Source organism: Streptomyces sp. NPDC001594 (assembly GCF_042893675.1).
Classification (GTDB): domain Bacteria; phylum Actinomycetota; class Actinomycetes; order Streptomycetales; family Streptomycetaceae; genus Streptomyces.
Genome location: NZ_JBIAVB010000003.1, coordinates 348,021 through 366,487, shown reverse-complemented (window position 1 = coordinate 366,487; position 18,467 = coordinate 348,021). Strand labels below are relative to the sequence as shown.

Annotated in this window: 17 protein-coding genes and 1 riboswitch; of the genes, 11 read left to right on the top strand and 6 right to left on the bottom strand. The window is 70.4% G+C overall.

Features of this window, described 5'->3' with window-relative positions; all coding sequences use genetic code 11:
• Window positions 1-101 precede the first annotated feature (101 nt).
• Both ACFY0O_RS07980 and ACFY0O_RS07975 read right to left on the bottom strand, forming a co-directional pair.
• Window positions 102-1,583 (bottom strand): hypothetical protein, encoded by a 1,482-nt coding sequence (locus ACFY0O_RS07980; protein WP_388944105.1) that lies wholly within the window; start codon window positions 1,581-1,583, stop codon window positions 102-104.
• Between the two features lie 92 nt (window positions 1,584-1,675).
• On the bottom strand, window positions 1,676-1,876 hold the full coding sequence (locus tag ACFY0O_RS07975; RefSeq protein WP_388944102.1) for a hypothetical protein: 201 nt from the start codon (window positions 1,874-1,876) through the stop codon (window positions 1,676-1,678).
• Window positions 1,877-2,066: 190 nt separating this feature from the next.
• Here ACFY0O_RS07975 and ACFY0O_RS07970 point away from each other — a divergent pair, with 190 nt between their 5' ends.
• Window positions 2,067-3,041: a carbohydrate kinase family protein gene (locus tag ACFY0O_RS07970; RefSeq protein WP_358897536.1), complete on the top strand. Its 975-nt coding sequence runs from the start codon at window positions 2,067-2,069 to the stop codon at window positions 3,039-3,041.
• 169 nt (window positions 3,042-3,210) lie between these two features.
• Here ACFY0O_RS07970 and ACFY0O_RS07965 read toward each other — a convergent pair whose 3' ends face one another.
• Window positions 3,211-4,593, bottom strand: a complete 1,383-nt coding sequence (locus ACFY0O_RS07965) for a cysteine desulfurase/sulfurtransferase TusA family protein (protein WP_388944099.1) — start codon at window positions 4,591-4,593, stop codon at window positions 3,211-3,213.
• A 338-nt stretch (window positions 4,594-4,931) separates the two neighbouring features.
• Between ACFY0O_RS07965 and coxB the strand changes: the two genes are divergently transcribed.
• From coxB to ACFY0O_RS07945, 4 genes are all read left to right on the top strand, one after another.
• On the top strand, window positions 4,932-5,906 hold the full coding sequence (coxB, locus tag ACFY0O_RS07960; RefSeq protein WP_358897532.1) for a cytochrome c oxidase subunit II: 975 nt from the start codon (window positions 4,932-4,934) through the stop codon (window positions 5,904-5,906).
• Window positions 5,903-7,630: a cytochrome c oxidase subunit I gene (gene ctaD / locus ACFY0O_RS07955; RefSeq protein WP_358897531.1), complete on the top strand. Its 1,728-nt coding sequence runs from the start codon at window positions 5,903-5,905 to the stop codon at window positions 7,628-7,630. The genes coxB and ctaD overlap by 4 nt, the downstream gene beginning before the upstream one ends.
• Complete coding sequence (locus ACFY0O_RS07950) at window positions 7,627-8,025, top strand: cytochrome c oxidase subunit 4 (RefSeq protein ID WP_358897530.1); 399 nt, start codon at window positions 7,627-7,629, stop codon at window positions 8,023-8,025. The genes ctaD and ACFY0O_RS07950 overlap by 4 nt, the downstream gene beginning before the upstream one ends.
• A 138-nt stretch (window positions 8,026-8,163) precedes the next feature.
• On the top strand, window positions 8,164-9,414 hold the full coding sequence (locus tag ACFY0O_RS07945) for an Ig-like domain-containing protein (RefSeq protein WP_388944096.1): 1,251 nt from the start codon (window positions 8,164-8,166) through the stop codon (window positions 9,412-9,414).
• Window positions 9,415-9,514: 100 nt separating this feature from the next.
• On the opposite strand, the gene ACFY0O_RS07940 is transcribed toward ACFY0O_RS07945, so the two are convergent.
• A complete protein-coding gene (locus tag ACFY0O_RS07940; protein ID WP_388944093.1) occupies window positions 9,515-9,919 on the bottom strand; it encodes a hypothetical protein in 405 nt (134 codons plus the stop codon).
• A gap of 200 nt (window positions 9,920-10,119) precedes the next feature.
• Here ACFY0O_RS07940 and ACFY0O_RS07935 point away from each other — a divergent pair, with 200 nt between their 5' ends.
• The 6 genes from ACFY0O_RS07935 to ACFY0O_RS07910 all read left to right on the top strand — a co-directional run bounded on the left by ACFY0O_RS07935 (window position 10,120) and on the right by ACFY0O_RS07910 (window position 17,362).
• Window positions 10,120-10,740: a heme-copper oxidase subunit III gene (locus tag ACFY0O_RS07935; RefSeq protein WP_045946897.1), complete on the top strand. Its 621-nt coding sequence runs from the start codon at window positions 10,120-10,122 to the stop codon at window positions 10,738-10,740.
• A gap of 77 nt (window positions 10,741-10,817) precedes the next feature.
• Window positions 10,818-11,627: a c-type cytochrome gene (locus ACFY0O_RS07930; RefSeq protein ID WP_388944090.1), complete on the top strand. Its 810-nt coding sequence runs from the start codon at window positions 10,818-10,820 to the stop codon at window positions 11,625-11,627.
• A complete protein-coding gene (locus tag ACFY0O_RS07925) occupies window positions 11,624-12,682 on the top strand; it encodes a Rieske 2Fe-2S domain-containing protein (protein WP_358897526.1) in 1,059 nt (352 codons plus the stop codon). Before ACFY0O_RS07930 ends, ACFY0O_RS07925 begins: the two co-directional genes overlap by 4 nt.
• Window positions 12,679-14,304 (top strand): cytochrome bc complex cytochrome b subunit, encoded by a 1,626-nt coding sequence (locus tag ACFY0O_RS07920; protein WP_388944086.1) that lies wholly within the window; start codon window positions 12,679-12,681, stop codon window positions 14,302-14,304. Before ACFY0O_RS07925 ends, ACFY0O_RS07920 begins: the two co-directional genes overlap by 4 nt.
• A gap of 166 nt (window positions 14,305-14,470) precedes the next feature.
• A complete protein-coding gene (trpD, locus tag ACFY0O_RS07915) occupies window positions 14,471-15,535 on the top strand; it encodes an anthranilate phosphoribosyltransferase (protein WP_388944083.1) in 1,065 nt (354 codons plus the stop codon).
• 78 nt (window positions 15,536-15,613) lie between these two features.
• Window positions 15,614-15,730, top strand: a riboswitch (SAM riboswitch).
• 231 nt (window positions 15,731-15,961) lie between these two features.
• Window positions 15,962-17,362 carry an aminotransferase class V-fold PLP-dependent enzyme gene (locus ACFY0O_RS07910; RefSeq protein WP_388944082.1) on the top strand — a complete coding sequence of 467 codons (1,401 nt, stop codon included), beginning with the start codon at window positions 15,962-15,964 and terminating at the stop codon, window positions 17,360-17,362.
• Window positions 17,363-17,432: 70 nt separating this feature from the next.
• Here ACFY0O_RS07910 and ACFY0O_RS07905 read toward each other — a convergent pair whose 3' ends face one another.
• Together ACFY0O_RS07905 and ACFY0O_RS07900 are read right to left on the bottom strand one after the other, a co-directional pair.
• Window positions 17,433-17,714 carry an Lrp/AsnC ligand binding domain-containing protein gene (locus ACFY0O_RS07905; protein WP_344153804.1) on the bottom strand — a complete coding sequence of 94 codons (282 nt, stop codon included), beginning with the start codon at window positions 17,712-17,714 and terminating at the stop codon, window positions 17,433-17,435.
• Window positions 17,711-18,433 carry a rhomboid family intramembrane serine protease gene (locus ACFY0O_RS07900; protein WP_388944080.1) on the bottom strand — a complete coding sequence of 241 codons (723 nt, stop codon included), beginning with the start codon at window positions 18,431-18,433 and terminating at the stop codon, window positions 17,711-17,713. Before ACFY0O_RS07900 ends, ACFY0O_RS07905 begins: the two co-directional genes overlap by 4 nt.
• Window positions 18,434-18,467: the final 34 nt, after the last annotated feature.

Below are 18,467 nucleotides of genomic sequence, written 5' to 3'. Positions count from 1 at the left end.
CGGCTGGACGACGCGTACGGCGAGGGCCCGGGCCCCGGTCGATCCGACCGGTGCCCGGGCCCTCGCCCTTTTGCCTGTCCCTTTTCCGCGCACCCGCGCCCCTACTGGCGCGGCAGGGCCTTGCCGGTCGTCGCGTCGACCACCTTGCGCTCGCCCAGCGGCTCCTTGAGCTGCGCCGTGACGGACATCTCCTTCGCCAGCATGATGCAGGCCTGACCCTGACCGGGCTTGGTCGGGGTGTCCGTGATCTTCACCAGGACCGAGCCGGCCTCCTCCCGCGCCTCCAGCGCGTAGGTGCTGCACACCCCGCCCCAGAAGTTGACCGTCAGCGTCCGGTCGGCCTGGGCGTACGAGAACCCGGGCACGGTGCGGTTCTGCGGGGGCACCGGCGCCGTGGTGCCGCCGTCCTCCTTCGCCGCGGGCTGGACCACCGTACGGCCCGGCTTGCCGTCCGTACCGGCCACCTCGAACAGCCAGGCCGGCACCAGGCCCCGCCCGCCGTCGACCGTCCCCGCGACCAGTCCGAACGCCGCCCCCTTCACGCTCTCCGTCCGCGGCGGCTTCATCGGCCGCGGCTCCGGGTTGCAGGGCAGGGTGTCCGTGGCCCCGTTCGCCGTGTCCGGGGTCAGCGGCACCGAGGTCGCGCAGCCGCTCGGGCCCGTGCCGGCGCCCTTCCCGGGCCCGCTCGCCGCGTTGAGCCGGTCCAGGGCCTCGGCCGCCCCGACCACCGGCTGCTCGGCCGCGCGGACCGGCGCCTTGAGCTCCCCGCTGCCCGCCACCGCCCGGCCGTCCGCCCCGACGCTGATGCGGCTGGACCAGCCCTGCGTGGGCAGGCCGCCGACCACCGGGTCGGCCACCACCACCCGGACCGAGCCCGTCACCAGCCGGGCGTCCACCTTCGCGTCGCCCTGGCCGGCCGCCGCGAGCACCGGCGCCGCCACGTCCTTGGCGGCCTGCTCGGAGACCGGCGTGCCCGCACCCGCGTCCTGCGGCGCCGCCGGCTTCGCCGCTCCGGCCCCCTCGGGGAGCGTGGCGGGGCCGCAGGTGTCCTTGCCGCGCACACAGGCGTCGCCCGCGCCGCTGCCCGTGCCGTCGCCGCCCTGGAAGCGGGAGAAGCTCCAGGTGCCGGGGGCCTTGCGGGTGACGCTCAGCCGGGGCCCGGAGCCGTCGCCGGTCTCCCCGGCCAGCCACTGCTCACCGCTGAGCCGGGGCGCGCCGGAGATCCCGAGGGCCTGCGCGAGCCGGGCCACCTCCTCGGAGCCGACCTCCCCGGAGGAGGTGAAGGAGGGCGCGGAGGCCGGGCCCTGGGGGAGCGGGCCGTCCGCCCGGTAGGTCACCCCGGCGCCGTTCGGGTCCGGCTCCCCGGGGGCGATGCCCGGCCGGGAGGGGGACCCGGCATCGCGCGGGGCTACCGCGGCGGCGTCCCCGGTACGGCCGTGGCCGCCCGAGGCGTCGCCGTAGGCCGTCGACGCCCAGTACGCCGTACCGCCGCCGGCCAGGAGGACGGCTGCCGCGATGGAGCCGATGGCCCAGGCCGGCCGCCGTCGTGTGGCGCGTGATGTGTCGGGTTGTTCGCTGGTCACCGCTCGCTCCTTCGCGTGTCCCGCCGTACGTGATGCGGGTGTGACGCGCCGGCCGCGAAACCGGTTCCCCTCCCTTTCCGCTCCCTCTCCTCCTACTCCCCGTACTCCGCCGTGGCGGCGATCAGCCGGGCGGAGGCGGGCGGGACGCTGACCCCGTGGATCTGGGACGGAGCCACCCGGAGCGGCCGCGGCTCCGGCGGGACCGCCCAGTGGGGGGCCATACGGGCGCAGTCACCCAGCAGCCGGGCGAAGCCGGGGCGCGCGGCGGAGGCGCTGTACTCGGTAGAGGTCATGGGGGCACGGTAGGCACGCCGGGTCGGGCGAAGGAAGTCCTACTACGGGGTAGTTTCGGCCCTTGGAGCGGGAGCCTGTGGGAGACAACCGGCCAGGCCCGGGCGCGGGCATCCGGCCGATGGTGACCGCCGACGCGGGGAACGGTAGCTTTGACTGTCACCCGCCGTCATCCGCAGGAGCATCCACGCCGTGCGCATCGCAGTCACCGGCTCCATCGCCACCGACCACCTCATGACCTTCCCGGGCCGCTTCGCCGACCAGTTCGTCGCCGACCAGCTCCACACGGTCTCCCTCTCCTTCCTCGTCGACAACCTCGACGTGCGGCGGGGCGGCGTCGGCCCGAACATCTGCTTCGGCATGGGCCAGCTCGGCAGCCGCCCGATCCTCGTCGGCGCGGCCGGCTCGGACTTCGACGAGTACCGCGCCTGGCTCGACCGGCACGGCGTGGACACCGCCTCCGTGCGGATCTCCGAGGTGCTGCACACCGCGCGCTTCGTCTGCACCACGGACGCCGACCACAACCAGATCGGCTCCTTCTACACGGGCGCGATGAGCGAGGCCCGCCAGATCGAGCTCAAGGCCGTCGCCGACCGGGTGGGCGGACTGGACCTCGTCCTCATCGGCGCCGATGACCCCGAGGCGATGCTCCGCCACACGGAGGAGTGCCGCACGCGCGGGATCCCCTTCGCCGCGGACTTCTCGCAGCAGATCGCCCGGATGGACGGCGACAACATCCGCACCCTGATGGAGGGCGCGACGTACCTCTTCTCGAACGAGTACGAGAAGGGCCTCATCGAGTCGAAGTCCGGCTGGACGGACGAGGAGATCCTCGCCAAGGTCGGCACCCGCGTGACCACGCTCGGCGCGAAGGGCGTGCGGATCGAGCGGGCCGGGCAGGAGCCGATCGTGGTCGGCTGCCCGGAGGAGACGGCGAAGGTCGACCCGACCGGTGTCGGCGACGCGTTCCGGGCCGGGTTCCTGACGGGGCTGGGCTGGGGCGTCGGCCTGGAGCGGGCCGCGCAGCTGGGCTGCATGCTGGCCACGCTGGTCATCGAGACCCTGGGTACCCAGGAGTACACGCTGGCCCGCGCCCACTTCATGGAGCGCTTCACGAAGGCCTACGGCGACGAAGCCGCCGCCGAGGTCCGCGCCCACCTCTCTTAACGCGCCGCTCGCACGGCTCGGCCGCAGGCGGCCTCCCCGGCTTCGCGCCGCTGCGCCGGACTCCGTCCGGCGGCGGCCGGGCGGGGCCGCCGGCCCATGGCTGGGGTCCCGCCGCCGCCCGCGGCCCGTTGCCGCTGCGCGGTGCCGGCCCCGCGCAGCGGGGGGTGGGTCAGGTTGAGCGGCGGATCAGGTAGGCGGAGCCGACGTCGCGCGGGGTTTCGCCCAGGTAGGCGTGCCCCCGCATCCCGCACCACGCCGGGATGTCCAGCCGCGCCACCTCGTCGTCGGACAGCACCGTCACCGTCCCCCCCACCGGCACCGTCCCGATCGCCCGGGCCAGCTCGATCACCGGCTGCGGGCAGCGCAGCCCGACGGCGTCGACCTCCACCGACTCCGCCACCGGCGGGGAGGCCGACAGGGCCTCCGGGACGCCGAGCTCCGCCCGGACCTCCGCCACCGCCCGCGGTAGGACCTCCAGGAAGCCGTTGACCTCCTCCGCCGAGGTGCCCCGCGGCAGCGACACCCGTACGTTCCCCTCCGACAGCACCCCCATGGCCCGCAGCACGTGACTCGGGGTCAGCGTGGAGCTCGTGCACGAGGAGCCCGAGGAGACCGACCAGCCCGCGCGGTCCAGTTCGTGCAGCAGGCTCTCGCCGTCGACGTACAGGCAGGAGAACGTCACCAGGTGCGGCAGCCGCCGGTCCGCGTGCCCGACCACCTCCACGTCCGGCACCAGCCGGGCCACCCGCCGCCGGATCCGGTCCACCAGCACCCGCAGCCGCGCCGCCTCCGCGTCCGCCTCGGCCCGCACCGCCCGCAGGGAGGCCGCCGCCGCCACGACGGCCGGGAGGTTGCCGAAGCCGGGGGAGCGGCCCGACTCCCGTTCGTCGGCCGGGCCTTGGGGGGCGAAGCGGACCCCCTTGCGGACGGCCAGCAGTCCGACCCCGGGCGGCCCGCCCCACTTGTGGGCGCTGGCCGTCAGCACCGACCAGCGGCCCTCCACCGGCCCCCAGCCCAGCGACTGCGCCGCGTCGACCAGCAGCGGCACCCCGGCCGCCGCGCAGACCTCGGCCACCTCCGCCACCGGCTGGACCGTACCCACCTCGTGGTTGGCCGACTGGAGACACGCCAGAGCCGTGGTCGAGGTCAGGACGGAAGCGTAGGCATCGGGCGCGACCGCGCCGAAGCGGTCCACCGGAACCTCCGTCACCGTCCCCCCGGCGGCGGCGTGGACCTCCGCCGCGTGGAGTACGGAGCTGTGCTCGACCGCCGAGACCACCAGATGGCCGCCGACCCGCCGGCGCCCGGCGAGCGCCCCCGCGACCCCCGCGTGAACCGCGTGCGTCCCCGAAGGAGTGAACACGAGCTCGTCGGGGCGACATCCGACCGCCTCGGCCGCGGCCTCCCGCGCCGCGTCCAGCAGCAGCCGGGCCCGGCGCCCCTCCCGGTACAGCCGGGCCGGGTCCGCCCAGCCCTCGTCCAGTGCGGCCTGCAGCGCCTGCCGGGCCACGGGGTGCAGGGGAGCGGCGGAGGCGGTGTCGAAGTACGGCATCGGGCCACCGTAAGGCAGGGGCGGCAGGCGGGGCGGCGGGGGAGCGGGGTGTTGCGGGGGTCCGCGCCGCCCGCGCAGGTCGGGCCGGGTTTCAGGGGTCGTCAGATGCCGTCCGGAGTGCGCCGTTCAGGGCCGTACGGCCCGTCCCCCGTACGGCGGATCCATCCCTTCGGGGGCAGTAGCGGCGCGTTGGGCACCCTCCCCGCGCGGCCTCAAATAGCGTCCAGTAGGGTTTGGTCCGCATAAACATCCAAACCCCTGCCTGCGTCAGGGCCGGCGACCGACCCGAACACGGCCGCGGCCGGCCGCGCGGGCCGAGACTCTCGGGAAGGCGCTACGTGAGTCCCTACGGCTCCGACCGCTCGCCGCGGCGCCCGATGCGGCGGAAGCTGCTGCAGGCGCTGACTGCGGGCGTGGTCCTGGCGACCGCCACTGGTTGCTCGTACACCTGGAAAGACTTCCCCCGCCTCGGAATGCCCACCCCGGTCACGGAGGAGGCGCCTCGCATCCTCTCCCTGTGGCAGGGATCCTGGGCGGCCGCTCTCATCACGGGCATCCTGGTGTGGGGCCTGATCATGTGGAGCGTCATCTTCCACCGGCGCAGCCGGACGAAGATCGAGGTCCCCGCGCAGACCCGGTACAACATGCCCATCGAGGCGCTGTACACCGTGGTCCCGCTCATCATCGTCTCGGTGCTCTTCTACTTCACCGCGCGTGATGAGTCGAAGCTCCTCACCCTCTCCGCCAAGCCGGCTCACACCATCAACGTGATCGGCTTCCAGTGGAGCTGGGGCTTCAACTACGTCGAGAACGTCGACGGCGACGCCGCGACCCCGAAGGCGGGTGTGGTTCCCAAGGAGCTCGCCTCCCTGCCGGACCGCTTCACCAAGGCCTTCCCCGCGGGCGCCGAGGGCGTCTACGAGAAGGGCGTCCCCGGCGACCGGAACGCGGACACGAACAACCCGGGGCCGACCCTCTACCTGCCCAAGGGCGAGAAGGTCCGCTTCATCCTGTCGTCGAACGACGTCATCCACTCCTTCTGGGTGGTGCCCTTCCTGTTCAAGCAGGACGTCATCCCCGGTCACACCAATGTCTTCGAGGTCACCCCGACCCAGGAAGGCACCTTCGTGGGCAAGTGTGCCGAGCTCTGCGGCGTGGACCACTCCCGCATGCTCTTCAACGTGAAGGTCGTCTCCCCCGCGGAGTACAAGGCCCACCTGAAGCAGCTGGCGGAGAAGGGTCAGACCGGCTTCCTGCCGGCCGGCATCAAGCAGACTGACCCCGCCCGGAATGCGGAAGTGAACAAACTGTGAGCATCCTCAACGAATCCCAGGGTGCCGCCGCCGACTCGTATGAAAACGAGCTGCCGGTGCGGCGCAAGCAGCCGGGCAACGTGGTCGTCAAGTGGCTCACCACCACCGACCACAAGACCATCGGCACGATGTACCTGGTCACCTCGTTCGTGTTCTTCCTGATCGGCGGCATCCTGGCGCTCTTCATGCGCGCCGAGCTGGCCCGGCCGGGTACGCAGATCATGTCGAACGAGCAGTTCAACCAGGCGTTCACCATGCATGGCACGATCATGCTGCTGATGTTCGCGACCCCGCTGTTCGCCGGCTTCGCCAACTGGATCATGCCGCTGCAGATCGGCGCGCCCGACGTGGCGTTCCCGCGGCTGAACATGTTCGCGTACTGGCTGTACCTCTTCGGCTCGACCATCGCGGTCGCCGGCTTCGTCACCCCCTCGGGTGCGGCCGACTTCGGCTGGTTCGCCTACTCCCCGCTGTCGGACGCCGTCCGCTCGCCGGGCATCGGCGCCGACATGTGGATCATGGGTCTGGCCTTCTCCGGCTTCGGTACGATCCTCGGCTCGGTCAACTTCATCACCACGATCATCTGCATGCGCGCTCCGGGCATGACGATGTTCCGCATGCCGATCTTCACCTGGAACGTGCTGCTGACCGGTGTCCTGGTCCTGCTCGCCTTCCCGGTCCTGGCCGCCGCGCTCTTCGCGCTGGAGGCCGACCGCAAGTTCGGTGCGCACGTGTTCGACGCGGCCAACGGCGGCGCCTTGCTGTGGCAACACCTCTTCTGGTTCTTCGGACACCCAGAGGTGTACATCATCGCGCTACCGTTCTTCGGCATCGTCTCCGAGATCATCCCGGTCTTCTCCCGCAAGCCGATGTTCGGCTACATCGGTCTGATCGCCGCGACGATCGCGATCGCCGGCCTCTCGGTGACCGTGTGGGCCCACCACATGTACGTCACCGGCGGTGTGCTGCTGCCGTTCTTCTCCTTCATGACCTTCCTGATCGCGGTCCCGACCGGTGTGAAGTTCTTCAACTGGATCGGCACCATGTGGAAGGGCTCGCTGTCCTTCGAGACCCCGATGCTCTGGACGATCGGCTTCCTGGTCACCTTCACCTTCGGTGGTCTGACCGGCGTCATCCTGGCCTCGCCCCCGATGGACTTCCACGTATCCGACTCGTACTTCGTCGTCGCGCACTTCCACTACGTCGTCTTCGGCACCGTGGTGTTCGCGATGTTCGCCGGCTTCCACTTCTGGTGGCCGAAGTTCACGGGCAAGATGCTGGACGAGCGCCTCGGCAAGATCACCTTCTGGACGCTGTTCATCGGCTTCCACGGCACCTTCCTCGTGCAGCACTGGCTGGGCGCCGAGGGCATGCCGCGCCGCTACGCGGACTACCTGGCCGCCGACGGCTTCACCACGCTGAACACGATCTCGACGATCAGCTCCTTCGTCCTCGGCCTCTCCTTCCTGCCGTTCATGTACAACGTCTGGAAGACCGCCAAGTACGGCAAGAAGATCGAGGTCGACGACCCGTGGGGCTACGGCCGTTCGCTCGAGTGGGCGACCTCCTGCCCGCCGCCGCGGCACAACTTCCTCACCCTGCCGCGCATCCGCAGTGAATCGCCGGCGTTCGACCTGCACCACCCGGAGATCGCGGCCCTCGACCACCTTGAGGACCACGCCCCGGTCAAGGCCGTCACCGGTGGCAAGGAGGCCGGCAAGTGAAGATCCAGGGCAAGATGTTCCTCTGGCTCTCCGCCTTCATCCTGATCATGACCGTCGTCTACGGCGTCTGGTCGAAGGAGCCGGTCGGAACCACCGCTCTCGCGCTGGCCTTCGGCCTGAGCGCCATGATCGGCTACTACCTGGCCTTCACGGCCCGGCGCGTGGACGAGATGGCCCAGGACAACCTGGAGGCCGACGTCGCCGACGAGGCGGGCGAGCTGGGGTTCTTCTCCCCGCACAGCTGGCAGCCGCTCTCGCTGGGCATCGGCGGCGCGCTCGCGTTCATGGGCGTCATCTTCGGCTGGTGGCTCATGTACTTCTCGGCCCCGATCATCATGATCGGCCTGTGGGGCTGGGTGTACGAGTACTACCGCGGTGAGAACCAGAACCAGTAGGCGGTAGCCGTACCAGCGGTACGGAAGCGGTACAGAAGCAGTGCAGAGGGGCCCGGACACCTTTTCGGAGGAGTCCGGGCCCCTCGTTTGCAGTCTCCCCGCGCGACGTAATAGTCATATGTTCATAGCGTTGTGCGCATGAAGCACTCACCGCGTCTTTGGACGGTCGTCAGCTGCTCCCTGCTGGTCGCCTCCCTCGGTGCCGGCGCCACCGCATGCGGGGGGTCCGCAGACAACCCGCTGTCCGCCCGCCCGTACGACGCGGGCGACCAGGTGGCCTTCAACCAGCCGCCCGGCAGCGGCCGCGCCGCCGACCCCGACAAGCCCCTCGAGGTCACCGCCAAGGGCACGAAGTCCCGTATCACCGACGTGACGGCCGTGGACACCCACGGACGCCGCCTGGCGGGCGAACTCTCCGCCAAGGGGGACCGCTGGCACAGCACCACGCCCATGGCGGCGGGCGTCCACTACACGGTCACGGTGAGCACGGAGGACCAGAGCGGCGCCCCGGGGCAGCGCACGCTCGCCTTCGACACCACCCCGGCCAAGAAGCTCCTCAAGGTCGAATTCGGCCCCGACGAGGGCAAATACGGCGTCGGGCAGCCCATCACGGCCGAACTCAGCGAACCCGTCAAGGACAAGGCCGCCCGCGCCCTCGTCGAACGGGGTCTGGTCATCGACACCCCGGAACCCGTCGAGGGCGCCTGGCACTGGGTCGACGACAAGAACCTGCACTTCCGCCCCAAGGATTACTGGCCCGCCCACTCCTGGGTCTCCGTACGGAGCAACCTGGAGGGCGTCAAGATCGAGGACGACCTCCACGGATCCGCCTCCAAGCCCCTCAAGCTGGAGATCGGCGACCGGGTCGAGGTCACCACCGACGCCGCCGCGCACACCCTCACGTTCGAGCGCAACGGAGAAGTGATCAACACCATTCCGGTGACCACCGGAAAGCCCGGCTTCTCCACCCGCAACGGGGTCAAGGTGGTGCTGGGCAAGCAGTACTTCGTCCAGATGCGCGGGGACACCGTCGGCATCGGCGGCAGCGAGTACTACAACCTGCCCGTCTACTACGCCACCCGCGTGACCTGGAGCGGCGAGTACGTGCACGCCGCGCCCTGGTCGGTCGGCTCCCAGGGCTACGAGAACGTCAGCCACGGGTGCACCGGCATGAGCACGGGCAACGCCGCCTGGTTCTACGAGAACATCAGCGAGGGCGACATCGTCCGGGTGATCAACAGCATCGGCGAGGACATGGAGCCCTTCGGCAACGGCTACGGCGACTGGAACCTTGACTGGAAGGACTGGCGCGACGGCAGCTACCTCCTCAAGGGCACCCAGGAGGGCCGCAGCCCCGTCGACCAGGCCCGCCTGCGCCCCACGGTCTGACCCGCGGCCCCCGAGGGGCCCAAGACGCCCGAGAAGCCCACGAGGGCCCGCAGACGGCCACAGCGCCGCCCACGGGCCCTCGCCCGCGCCCCGGGCCCGCTCAGGCCGCGTTGGGGGCCAGCCGGGAGCGCAGCAGCCCCGCCAGGACCGCGGGGAACTCCACCGGGTCCACCGGGAGGGTGACGGCCGCGTCGGCACGGCTCCACGTGGCCAGCCAGGCGTCCTGGGGGCGCCCCATCAGCAGCAGCACCGGGGGACACCGGAAGATCTCGTCCTTGATCTGCCGGCACACCCCCATGCCCCCGGCCGGAACCGCCTCGCCGTCCAGCACGCACACGTCGATGCCGCCGGCGTCCAGTTCCTTGAGGACGGCTGGAAGAGTGGCACATTCCAGGAACTCCACCGGCGGCAGGTCCGCGGCCGGCCTGCGCCCGGCCGCCAGCCGCACCTGCTCCCGGGTGCCCGCGTCGTCGCTGTAGACCAGAACCCGCGCAGTCGCCCGCATTTCGTTCCTCCACGTGTCCATGAATCACGCTGATGATGCGCGGGATGCTACTCCGTCCGACCCCCTGTCAACATCGGTTCCGCCAGCCTGGTGGGAGAGGCCGCGCAGGGGTGATCTGATGGGCCGTTCGGGCCTTGCACACCCCCCTGACACTCCGAACGGCACCCCCCGGGGTGAGGGCGGGATAAGCGACCGACATAATGTCGGTCGTGGCGACAGCAACGACAGTAGATACCGGGCACGCGCACCCGACGGTCAACCGGCCGAACCTCGTCAGCGTCGGAACCATCATCTGGTTGAGTTCCGAGCTGATGTTCTTCGCGGCCCTCTTCGCGATGTACTTCACCCTGCGATCCGTGATGGGCGCCGAGCATTGGACGGAACAGGCCTCGGCCTTGAACCTGCCCTTCTCGGCGACGAACACCACGATCCTGGTGCTCTCCTCCCTCACCTGCCAGCTCGGCGTCTTCGCCGCCGAGCGCGGTGATGTGAAGAAGCTCCGGACGTGGTTCATCATCACGTTCGTCATGGGTGCGATCTTCATTGGCGGCCAGGTGTTCGAGTACACCGACCTGGTCAAGGAGGAAGGCCTGAGCCTCTCGTCCGACCCGTACGGCACGGTGTTCTACCTGACCACCGGCTTCCACGGGCTGCACGTGACGGGCGGACTCATCGCCTTCCTGCTGGTCCTCGGCCGGACGTACGCGGCCAAGAGGTTCACCCACGAACAGGCCACGTCGGCCATCGTCGTGTCCTACTACTGGCACTTCGTCGATGTCGTCTGGATCGGCCTCTTCGCGACGATCTACCTGATCAAGTAGCGAACCCGTCGCCGGGCCCGTTCCCGGCGCACCATCCAGAAACACCGACGCAGAAGATCCTGACACCGGGGTAATCCGTGAAAAAGCTTTCCGCACGACGACGCCATCCGCTGGCGGCGGTCGTCGTTCTACTCTTCGCGCTGGCGGTCACGGGGGGGCTGTACGCCGCCTTCGCGCCCGCGGGCAAGGCGCAGGCCGATGAAACCGCCCAGTCCCTCGCCATCGAGGAGGGCAAGAAGCTCTACGCCGTGGGCTGCGCAAGCTGCCACGGAACCGGCGGTCAGGGTTCCTCTGACGGCCCGAGCCTGGTCGGCGTCGGCTCCGCGGCCGTCGACTTCCAGGTGAGCACGGGCCGCATGCCCGCCCAGCAGCCCGGCGCCCAGGTGCCGAAGAAGCGGAACATCTACTCCCAGGCCCAGATCGACCAGCTCGCGGCGTACATCGCCTCGCTCGGAGCCGGCCCGATCACGCCCACCGGGAAGCAGTACGACCCGGCCGGCGCCGACATCGCCGCCGGTGGCGAGCTGTTCCGCAACAACTGCGCGCAGTGCCACAACTTCACCGGTGAGGGCGGCGCGCTGACGAACGGCAAGTACGCCCCGAACCTCGAGGGCGTCGAGCCGAAGCACATCTACGAGGCCATGCTCACCGGCCCGCAGAACATGCCCTCCTTCCCGGACAGCACCATGCCGGAGAAGCAGAAGAAGGACATCATCGCGTACCTCCAGACCGTGAACGGCGAGAAGTCGGTCAGCCCTGGCGGCCTGAAGCTCGGCGGCCTCGGCCCCGTCTCCGAGGGTCTGTTCGGCTGGATCTTCGGTCTGGGTGCGCTGATCGCTGTCGCCGTCTGGGTCGCGGCCCACACCGCTAAGGCCAAGAAGTCATGAGTAGCCAAGACATTCCCGAAGACAAGCACCTGCCGAGCGAGCAGGGCGACGCGCACCACGGTGCCGTAGCGGTCGCGGACGACCCGTTCGCCGACCCGGGCCTGCCGGTCCACAAGCCGCGCATCCAGGACATCGACGAGCGGGCCGCCAAGCGGTCCGAGCGCACGGTCGCGATGCTGTTCACGCTGTCGATGCTGGCCACCGTCGGCTTCATCGCCGCCTACGTGTCCATCCCGGTCGAGAAGATCATCTACGTCTTCCCGATCGGCAAGGTCAGCGCGCTGAACTTCGCCCTGGGTCTGACCCTGGGCGTGGCCCTCTTCTGCATCGGCGCGGGCGCGGTCCACTGGGCCCGCACCCTGATGTCCGATGTCGAGGTCGCCGACGAGCGCCACGAGATCGCGGCGCCGGCGGACGTCAAGGCCAAGGTCATGCAGGACTTCGCCGACGGTGCGAACGAGTCCGGCATCGCCCGCCGCCCGCTCATCCGCAACACCCTGATCGGTGCGCTGTCCCTGGTGCCGCTCGCCGGCGTGGTCCTGCTCCGCGACCTGGGCACGCTGCCCGAGGACAAGCTGCGCAAGACCCTGTGGGCCAAGGGCAAGCTGATCATCAACCAGAACACCATGGAGCCGCTGCGCCCCGAGGACGTCCTGGTGGGTTCGCTGACCTTCGCCATGCCCGAGGGCCTGGAAGAGGACCAGCACGACTTCCAGAACCAGATCGCCAAGGCCGCCCTGATGCTCGTCCGGATCAAGCCGGAGGACATCAAGGACAAGCAGGAACTCGAGTGGTCCCACGAGGGCATCGTGGCCTACTCGAAGATCTGCACCCACGTCGGCTGCCCGATCAGCCTGTACGAGCAGCAGACGCACCACGTGCTCTGCCCGTGCCACCAGTCCACCTTCGACCTCTCCGACGGCGCCCGTGTCATCTTCGGCCCGGCCGGTCACGCGCTTCCGCAGCTGCGGATCGGCGTGAATGACGAAGGCTTCCTCGAAGCGCTCGGCGACTTCGAAGAGCCCGTCGGTCCTGCATTCTGGGAGCGCGGATGAGCACTGCCACCACCACCGAGCGCAAAGCGCCGCGCGGTGAGCGCGTAGCCGACTGGGCGGACGGCCGCCTGGGGATCTACAGCCTCGCCAAGGCGAACATGCGCAAGATCTTCCCGGACCACTGGTCCTTCATGCTGGGTGAGATCTGCCTCTACAGCTTCATCATCATCATCCTCACGGGTGTGTACCTGACGCTGTTCTTCCACCCGAGCATGAACGAGGTCGTGTACCACGGCTCGTACGTGCCGATGCAGGGCGTCCAGATGTCCGAGGCCTTCGCCTCGACCCTGGACATCAGCTTCGACGTCCGCGGCGGTCTGCTCATCCGGCAGATCCACCACTGGTCGGCGCTGATCTTCGTCGCCGCGATGGTCGTGCACATGATGCGCGTCTTCTTCACCGGCGCGTTCCGCAAGCCGCGTGAGATCAACTGGATCTTCGGCTTCCTGCTGCTGGTCCTCGGCATGTTCACCGGCTTCACCGGTTACTCCCTGCCGGACGACCTGCTCTCGGGCACCGGTGTCCGCTTCATGGAGGGCGCGATCCTGTCCGTGCCGATCGTCGGCACGTACCTGTCGTTCTTCCTCTTCGGCGGCGAGTTCCCCGGCGGCGACTTCGTCGCCCGGTTCTACTCGATCCACATCCTGCTGCTGCCCGGCATCATGCTGGGCCTGCTGGTGGCGCACCTGATCCTGGTCTTCTACCACAAGCACACCCAGTTCGCGGGCCCCGGCCGGACGAACAACAACGTCGTCGGCATGCCGCTGCTGCCGGTCTACATGGCCAAGGCCGGAGGCTTCTTCTTCCTGGTCTTCGGTGTCATCGCGGCCATCGCGGCCCTCGCCTCGATCAACCCGATCTGGGCGCTCGGCCCGTACCGCCCGGACCACGTGTCCACCGGTGCGCAGCCCGACTGGTACATGGGTATGCCGGAAGGCCTGATCCGTGCCATGCCCGGCTGGGAGATCAACCTGTGGGGCCACACGCTCGTCCTGGGCGTGTTCATCCCGCTGCTGCTCTTCCCGCTGGTCCTCGGCGCGATCGCCGTCTGGCCGTTCATCGAGTCCTGGGTCACCGGCGACAAGCGCGAGCACCACATCCTGGACCGCCCGCGCAACGTCCCGACCCGTACGGCCTTCGGTGTCGCCTGGATCTCGGAGTACATCGTGCTCCTCATCGGCGGCGGCAACGACATGTTCGCCCAGTACTTCCACCTGTCGATCAACTCGATCACCTGGTTCGTCCGGATCGGCTTCTTCGTCGTCCCGGTCCTGGCCTTCATCGCCACCAAGCGGATCTGCCTCGGCCTCCAGCGCCGGGACCACGACAAGGTGCTGCACGGTCGCGAGACCGGCATCATCAAGCGTCTGCCGCACGGTGAGTTCGTCGAGGTCCACGAGCCGCTGCCGCAGGGCAAGCTGCACACCCTCACGGCGCACGAGCAGTACAAGCCGCTCGAACTCGGCCCGACGGTCGACGAGAACGGTGTCGAGCGCAAGGTGACGCGCGGCGAGAAGCTGCGCGCGAAGCTGAGCAAGGGCTTCTACGCGGAGGGCAACCAGATCTCCAAGCCCACCACGGAGGAGTACAAGGAGATCCAGTCGGGCCACGGCCACCACTGATCTCCGGTAGGACCGCTTGAGGGATCGATCCAGGTCGATCCTGGTGTCGCCACGGCAAGAGCCCCCGTCCAGGGTCTGGACGGGGGCTCATTGCCGTCTCCGGGGCTGGATAGGCTGAGATCCTTCCCTTTGGACGGGAGAACCCGACGAGCAGCAGGAGCTGACCATGAACGTTGCGACCCCGGCAGGCGGCGACAGCGTGGCGGCCCCCACCTGGCCGGGCATCCTGGAGGCCCTGCTCAGCGGCCGCGACCTCACCTCCGACGACACCGCCTGGGCCATGGAGCGGATCATGCGCGGGGAGGCCACCGACGCGCAGATCGCCGGCTTCGCTGTGGCCCTGCGGGCCAAGGGCGAGACCGTCCAGGAGTACACGGGCCTGGTCCGCACGATGTACGCCCACGCCAACCTGATCGAGGTGCCCGGGCGGACCGTGGACATCGTCGGCACCGGCGGCGACGGCGCCAAGACCGTCAACATCTCCACCATGTCGGCCATCGTCGCCGCCGGAGCGGGCGCGAAGGTGGTCAAGCACGGCAACCGGGCCGCCTCCTCCGCCAGTGGCTCCTCCGACGTCCTGGAGAAGCTCGGCGTCAACCTGGGCCTGACCCCGAAGCGGGTGGCGGAGGTCGCCGAGGAGGCCGGCATCACCTTCTGCGCCGCGGTCGTCTTCCACCCCGCCCTGCGGTACGCGGCCTCGGCCCGCCGCGACCTCGGGATCCGCACCGCCTTCAACGGCCTCGGCCCGCTCACCAACCCCGCCCGGGTCACCGCCCAGGCGGTCGGCGTCGCGGACGGCCGGCTGGCCCCGATCATGGCCGGGGTGCTCGCCGAGCGGAACACCTCCGCCCTCGTCTTCCGCGGCGACGACGGCCTGGACGAGCTGACCACCACCGGCACCTCCCGCGTGTGGTGGGTCCGCGACGGCGGGATCACCGAGCACGCCTTCGACCCGCGCGACGTGGGCATCACGACCGTCGACATCTCCGCCCTGCGCGGCGGCGACCCCTCCTACAACGCCGACGTGGCCCGCCGGCTGCTGGCCGGGGAGACCGGCCCGGTGCGCGACGCCGTCCTGTTGAACGCGGCCTCCGCCCTGGTCGCCCTGGACCCCGGCACGGGCTCGCTGGAGGAGGAGCTGTCCGCGGGCATGACCCGTGCGGCGCATTCCATCGACTCGGGCGCCGCCCGGGCCGCGCTGGAACGCTGGGTGACGGCCAGCAACGCCTGAGCCTTCCCACTCGGCCCCGGTCCACCATGTGGACCGGGGTCTTGCGTGTGGCGGACCGTGTGGCAGGATGCTCTCCAAGGTCACGAGTGACAGCGTTTAGGCCCCGGCTTGCTGTCCGGCAACCCTCCTTCCGTGGCGGGGTGCCCCGGGTGATGACCAGGTCGTAGGCAGCGAGGTCTACGGCAAGCGCGGATCCCTCGACACCAGGGGTCCTGGTCTCTCGAGGAGCGTTTTCCGTGAGCAAGCGAATGCGATAGGGCGACTCCGCCCCTCCTTCATCCCTCGGAACAGGGTCCCTTCCGCGGACCCGCATCCCTTCCGAGGCACTTCCCGTACCCCTGACGGCCGACGCCGACGACGCGCGCCGCCGTACCCGCGTACGGGGTCACCGAAGCCATTCAGCCCTGCCTGCCGGGAGATACCGCCATGTCCGCATCCCTGAACGCCGCCACCACCGACGCCTGCGCCCCCGCCGCTGCCACTGCCGAGGGCCCTTGCTGTGCCGAGCCGCTGGCCGTCCTCGGCCGGGACGTCACCGTCCCGCTCGTCACCGGCGGCGAGGTCACCTACGCGGCCCTGGACTACGCGGCCAGCGCCCCGGCGCTCCAGCGGGTCTGGGACGACGTGGCCGCGTACGCCCCGTACTACGGCAGCGTCCACCGCGGCGCCGGCTACCTCTCGCAGCTGTCCACCGACCTCTTCGAGCAGAGCCGGGCCACCGTCGCCGAGTTCCTCGACTGCCGCGCGGGCGACCAGGTCGTCTTCACCCGGTCCACCACCGACTCCCTCAACCTGCTCGCCGCCGTGCTCCCGGCCGACTGCCAGGTCTTCGTCTTCGAGACCGAGCACCACGCCTCGCTGCTGCCCTGGCGCGACGCGCAGGTCACGTACCTCAACGCCCCGCGCACCCCGGCCCAGGCCGTCGCCACCCTGGAGCGGGCGCTCGCCGACCGCGACCCCTACGGCCCCGCCCTGGTGTGCGTGACCGGCGCGTCCAACGTCACCGGTGAGCTGTGGCCGGTCAAGGAGCTGGCCGCCGCCGCGCACGCCCACGGCGCCCGGATCGTGCTGGACGCCGCCCAGCTGGCGCCCCACCACCCCGTCTCGGTGCGGGAGCTGGACGTGGACTGGGTCGCCTTCTCGGGGCACAAGCTGTACGCGCCCTTCGGCTCGGGCGTGCTGGCCGGGCGCGCGGACTGGCTCCAGGAGGCCGAGCCGTACCTCGCCGGGGGCGGCGCCTCCCGCAAGGTGGCCCGCCGCGAGGACGGCGGCGTGGACGTCGAGTGGCACACCACCGCCGCCCGCCACGAGGCCGGCTCCCCGAACGTCATCGGCGTCTACTCCATCGCCTCCGCCTGCCGGGCGCTTCAGGAGGCGGGCTTCGAGGGCCTCGTCGCCCGCGAGCGGCACCTCGTCGCGAAGGTCCGCGAGGGCCTGGCGGAGGTCCCGGCCGTCCGGATCCTCTCCCTCTTCGGGGACGACGCCCCGCGCGTCGGCGTCATCTCGTTCGTGGTCGACGGCTGGAACAGCTCGCACTTCGCGGCGGCGCTGTCCGCGGAGTACGGGATCGGGGTGCGCGACGGCCTGTTCTGCGCCCACCCGCTGGTCCGCACCCTGCTCGGCAGCGAGCCGCAGGCCCAGGGCGAGTGCGGGGCGCCCGAGGCGGCGCCGGGCGAGAGGTCCCTGAACGCGATCCGCGTCAGCTTCGGTGCCGGCACCCCGGACGAGCACGTGGAGCGCTTCGTCCGCGCGGTGCGGGAACTCGTCACGTCCGGCGCGAAGTGGCAGTACCGCACGGAGGACGGCCGCTGCGTCCCGGCCGTGTAGCGGGTTGTGGTCGCCGGCGGGGCCGGGTCTTCCAGCCCGCCGGCGACTGAGGCGCGGCCCGGGGAGAGGGCTACGCGTCCAGCCCGATGGCGAAGGCCGCTTCCAGGTCGTGCTGGGAGTACGTGCGGAACGCGACGTGCGTGTCCGTGGCCTCGACGCCCGGGATCTTGCTGATCCGGCCCGGGATGACGTCCGCCAGGTTCTCGTGCCGGGCCACGCGGACCAGCGCGATCAGGTCGTACGTACCCGTGACGGAGTAGACCTCGCTGACACTGTCCAGCTGCGCGATGGACTCCGCGATCTCGGGGATCCGGTCCACGCTGGTCTTGATGAGCACGATCGCGGTGATCACGGTGGGCTGTCTCCCTCGCCGGCAGTGACTGTTCGCCTCACTCTAGTCGTACGGCGATATCGCGCCCACGCGTAGCAGAACCCCACCGAGAAGCCCACGACATGGGCCAGGTACGCCACCCCCGGCCCGCTCCCGGCCCGGTGCGCGGCCAGCCACTGCAGCCCGAACCAGAACATCAGCACGATCCACGCCGGGAAGCGCAGCGGCAGGAACAGCAGGAACGGGAACAGGCTCGTCACCCGCGCCCGCGGGAACAGGCACAGGAACGCGCCCAGCGCCGCAGAGATCGCGCCGGACGCCCCGACCAGGGTCTGGTCGGAGGAGGCGTTGGCGGCCGCGTAGACGGCCAGGGCCACGTAGCCGGTGCAGAGGTAGAAGACGAGGAACGCCGGCCGGCCCATCCGCTGCTCCGTCATGGCGCCGAAGACGTAGAGGAACAGCATGTTCCCGAGCAGGTGCAGCCAGCTGCCGTGGACGAACAGCGCCGTCAGCGGGGTCAGCAGGGGGCGGACGCCCCCGGAGAAGAGCTCGTCCGGGACCACGCCCCAGTGCCGGAAGTAGGCCGTCCCCGTCTCCATCAGCCTCTCGCCCGTCCCGAACGACGGGTTCAGGCCGGAAGCCGGGCTCGTCAGGAAGGCCGCGCAGCAGCCGGCGATCAGCGCGTAGGTGACCACGGGGCCCCGCGCCGCCTCGCGGACGGCCCGCCACTTTACGATCATGCGACAGAGCATGACGCAGGCGGACCCCCCTGAG

What these genes read in the sequence shown, in the direction of transcription:
- ACFY0O_RS07975 (WP_388944102.1), bottom strand. Translation starts at nt 1,876, where the DNA reads ATGACCTCTACCGAGTACAGCGCCTCCGCCGCGCGCCCCGGCTTCGCC.
- ACFY0O_RS07965 (WP_388944099.1), bottom strand. Translation starts at nt 4,593, where the DNA reads ATGCCGTACTTCGACACCGCCTCCGCCGCTCCCCTGCACCCCGTGGCC.
- ACFY0O_RS07945 (WP_388944096.1), top strand. Translation starts at nt 8,164, where the DNA reads ATGAAGCACTCACCGCGTCTTTGGACGGTCGTCAGCTGCTCCCTGCTG.
- ACFY0O_RS07940 (WP_388944093.1), bottom strand. Translation starts at nt 9,919, where the DNA reads ATGCGGGCGACTGCGCGGGTTCTGGTCTACAGCGACGACGCGGGCACC.
- ACFY0O_RS07935 (WP_045946897.1), top strand. Translation starts at nt 10,120, where the DNA reads ATGTCGGTCGTGGCGACAGCAACGACAGTAGATACCGGGCACGCGCAC.
- ACFY0O_RS07925 (WP_358897526.1), top strand. Translation starts at nt 11,624, where the DNA reads ATGAGTAGCCAAGACATTCCCGAAGACAAGCACCTGCCGAGCGAGCAG.
- ACFY0O_RS07920 (WP_388944086.1), top strand. Translation starts at nt 12,679, where the DNA reads ATGAGCACTGCCACCACCACCGAGCGCAAAGCGCCGCGCGGTGAGCGC.
- trpD (WP_388944083.1), top strand. Translation starts at nt 14,471, where the DNA reads ATGAACGTTGCGACCCCGGCAGGCGGCGACAGCGTGGCGGCCCCCACC.
- ACFY0O_RS07910 (WP_388944082.1), top strand. Translation starts at nt 15,962, where the DNA reads ATGTCCGCATCCCTGAACGCCGCCACCACCGACGCCTGCGCCCCCGCC.
- ACFY0O_RS07900 (WP_388944080.1), bottom strand. Translation starts at nt 18,433, where the DNA reads ATGATCGTAAAGTGGCGGGCCGTCCGCGAGGCGGCGCGGGGCCCCGTG.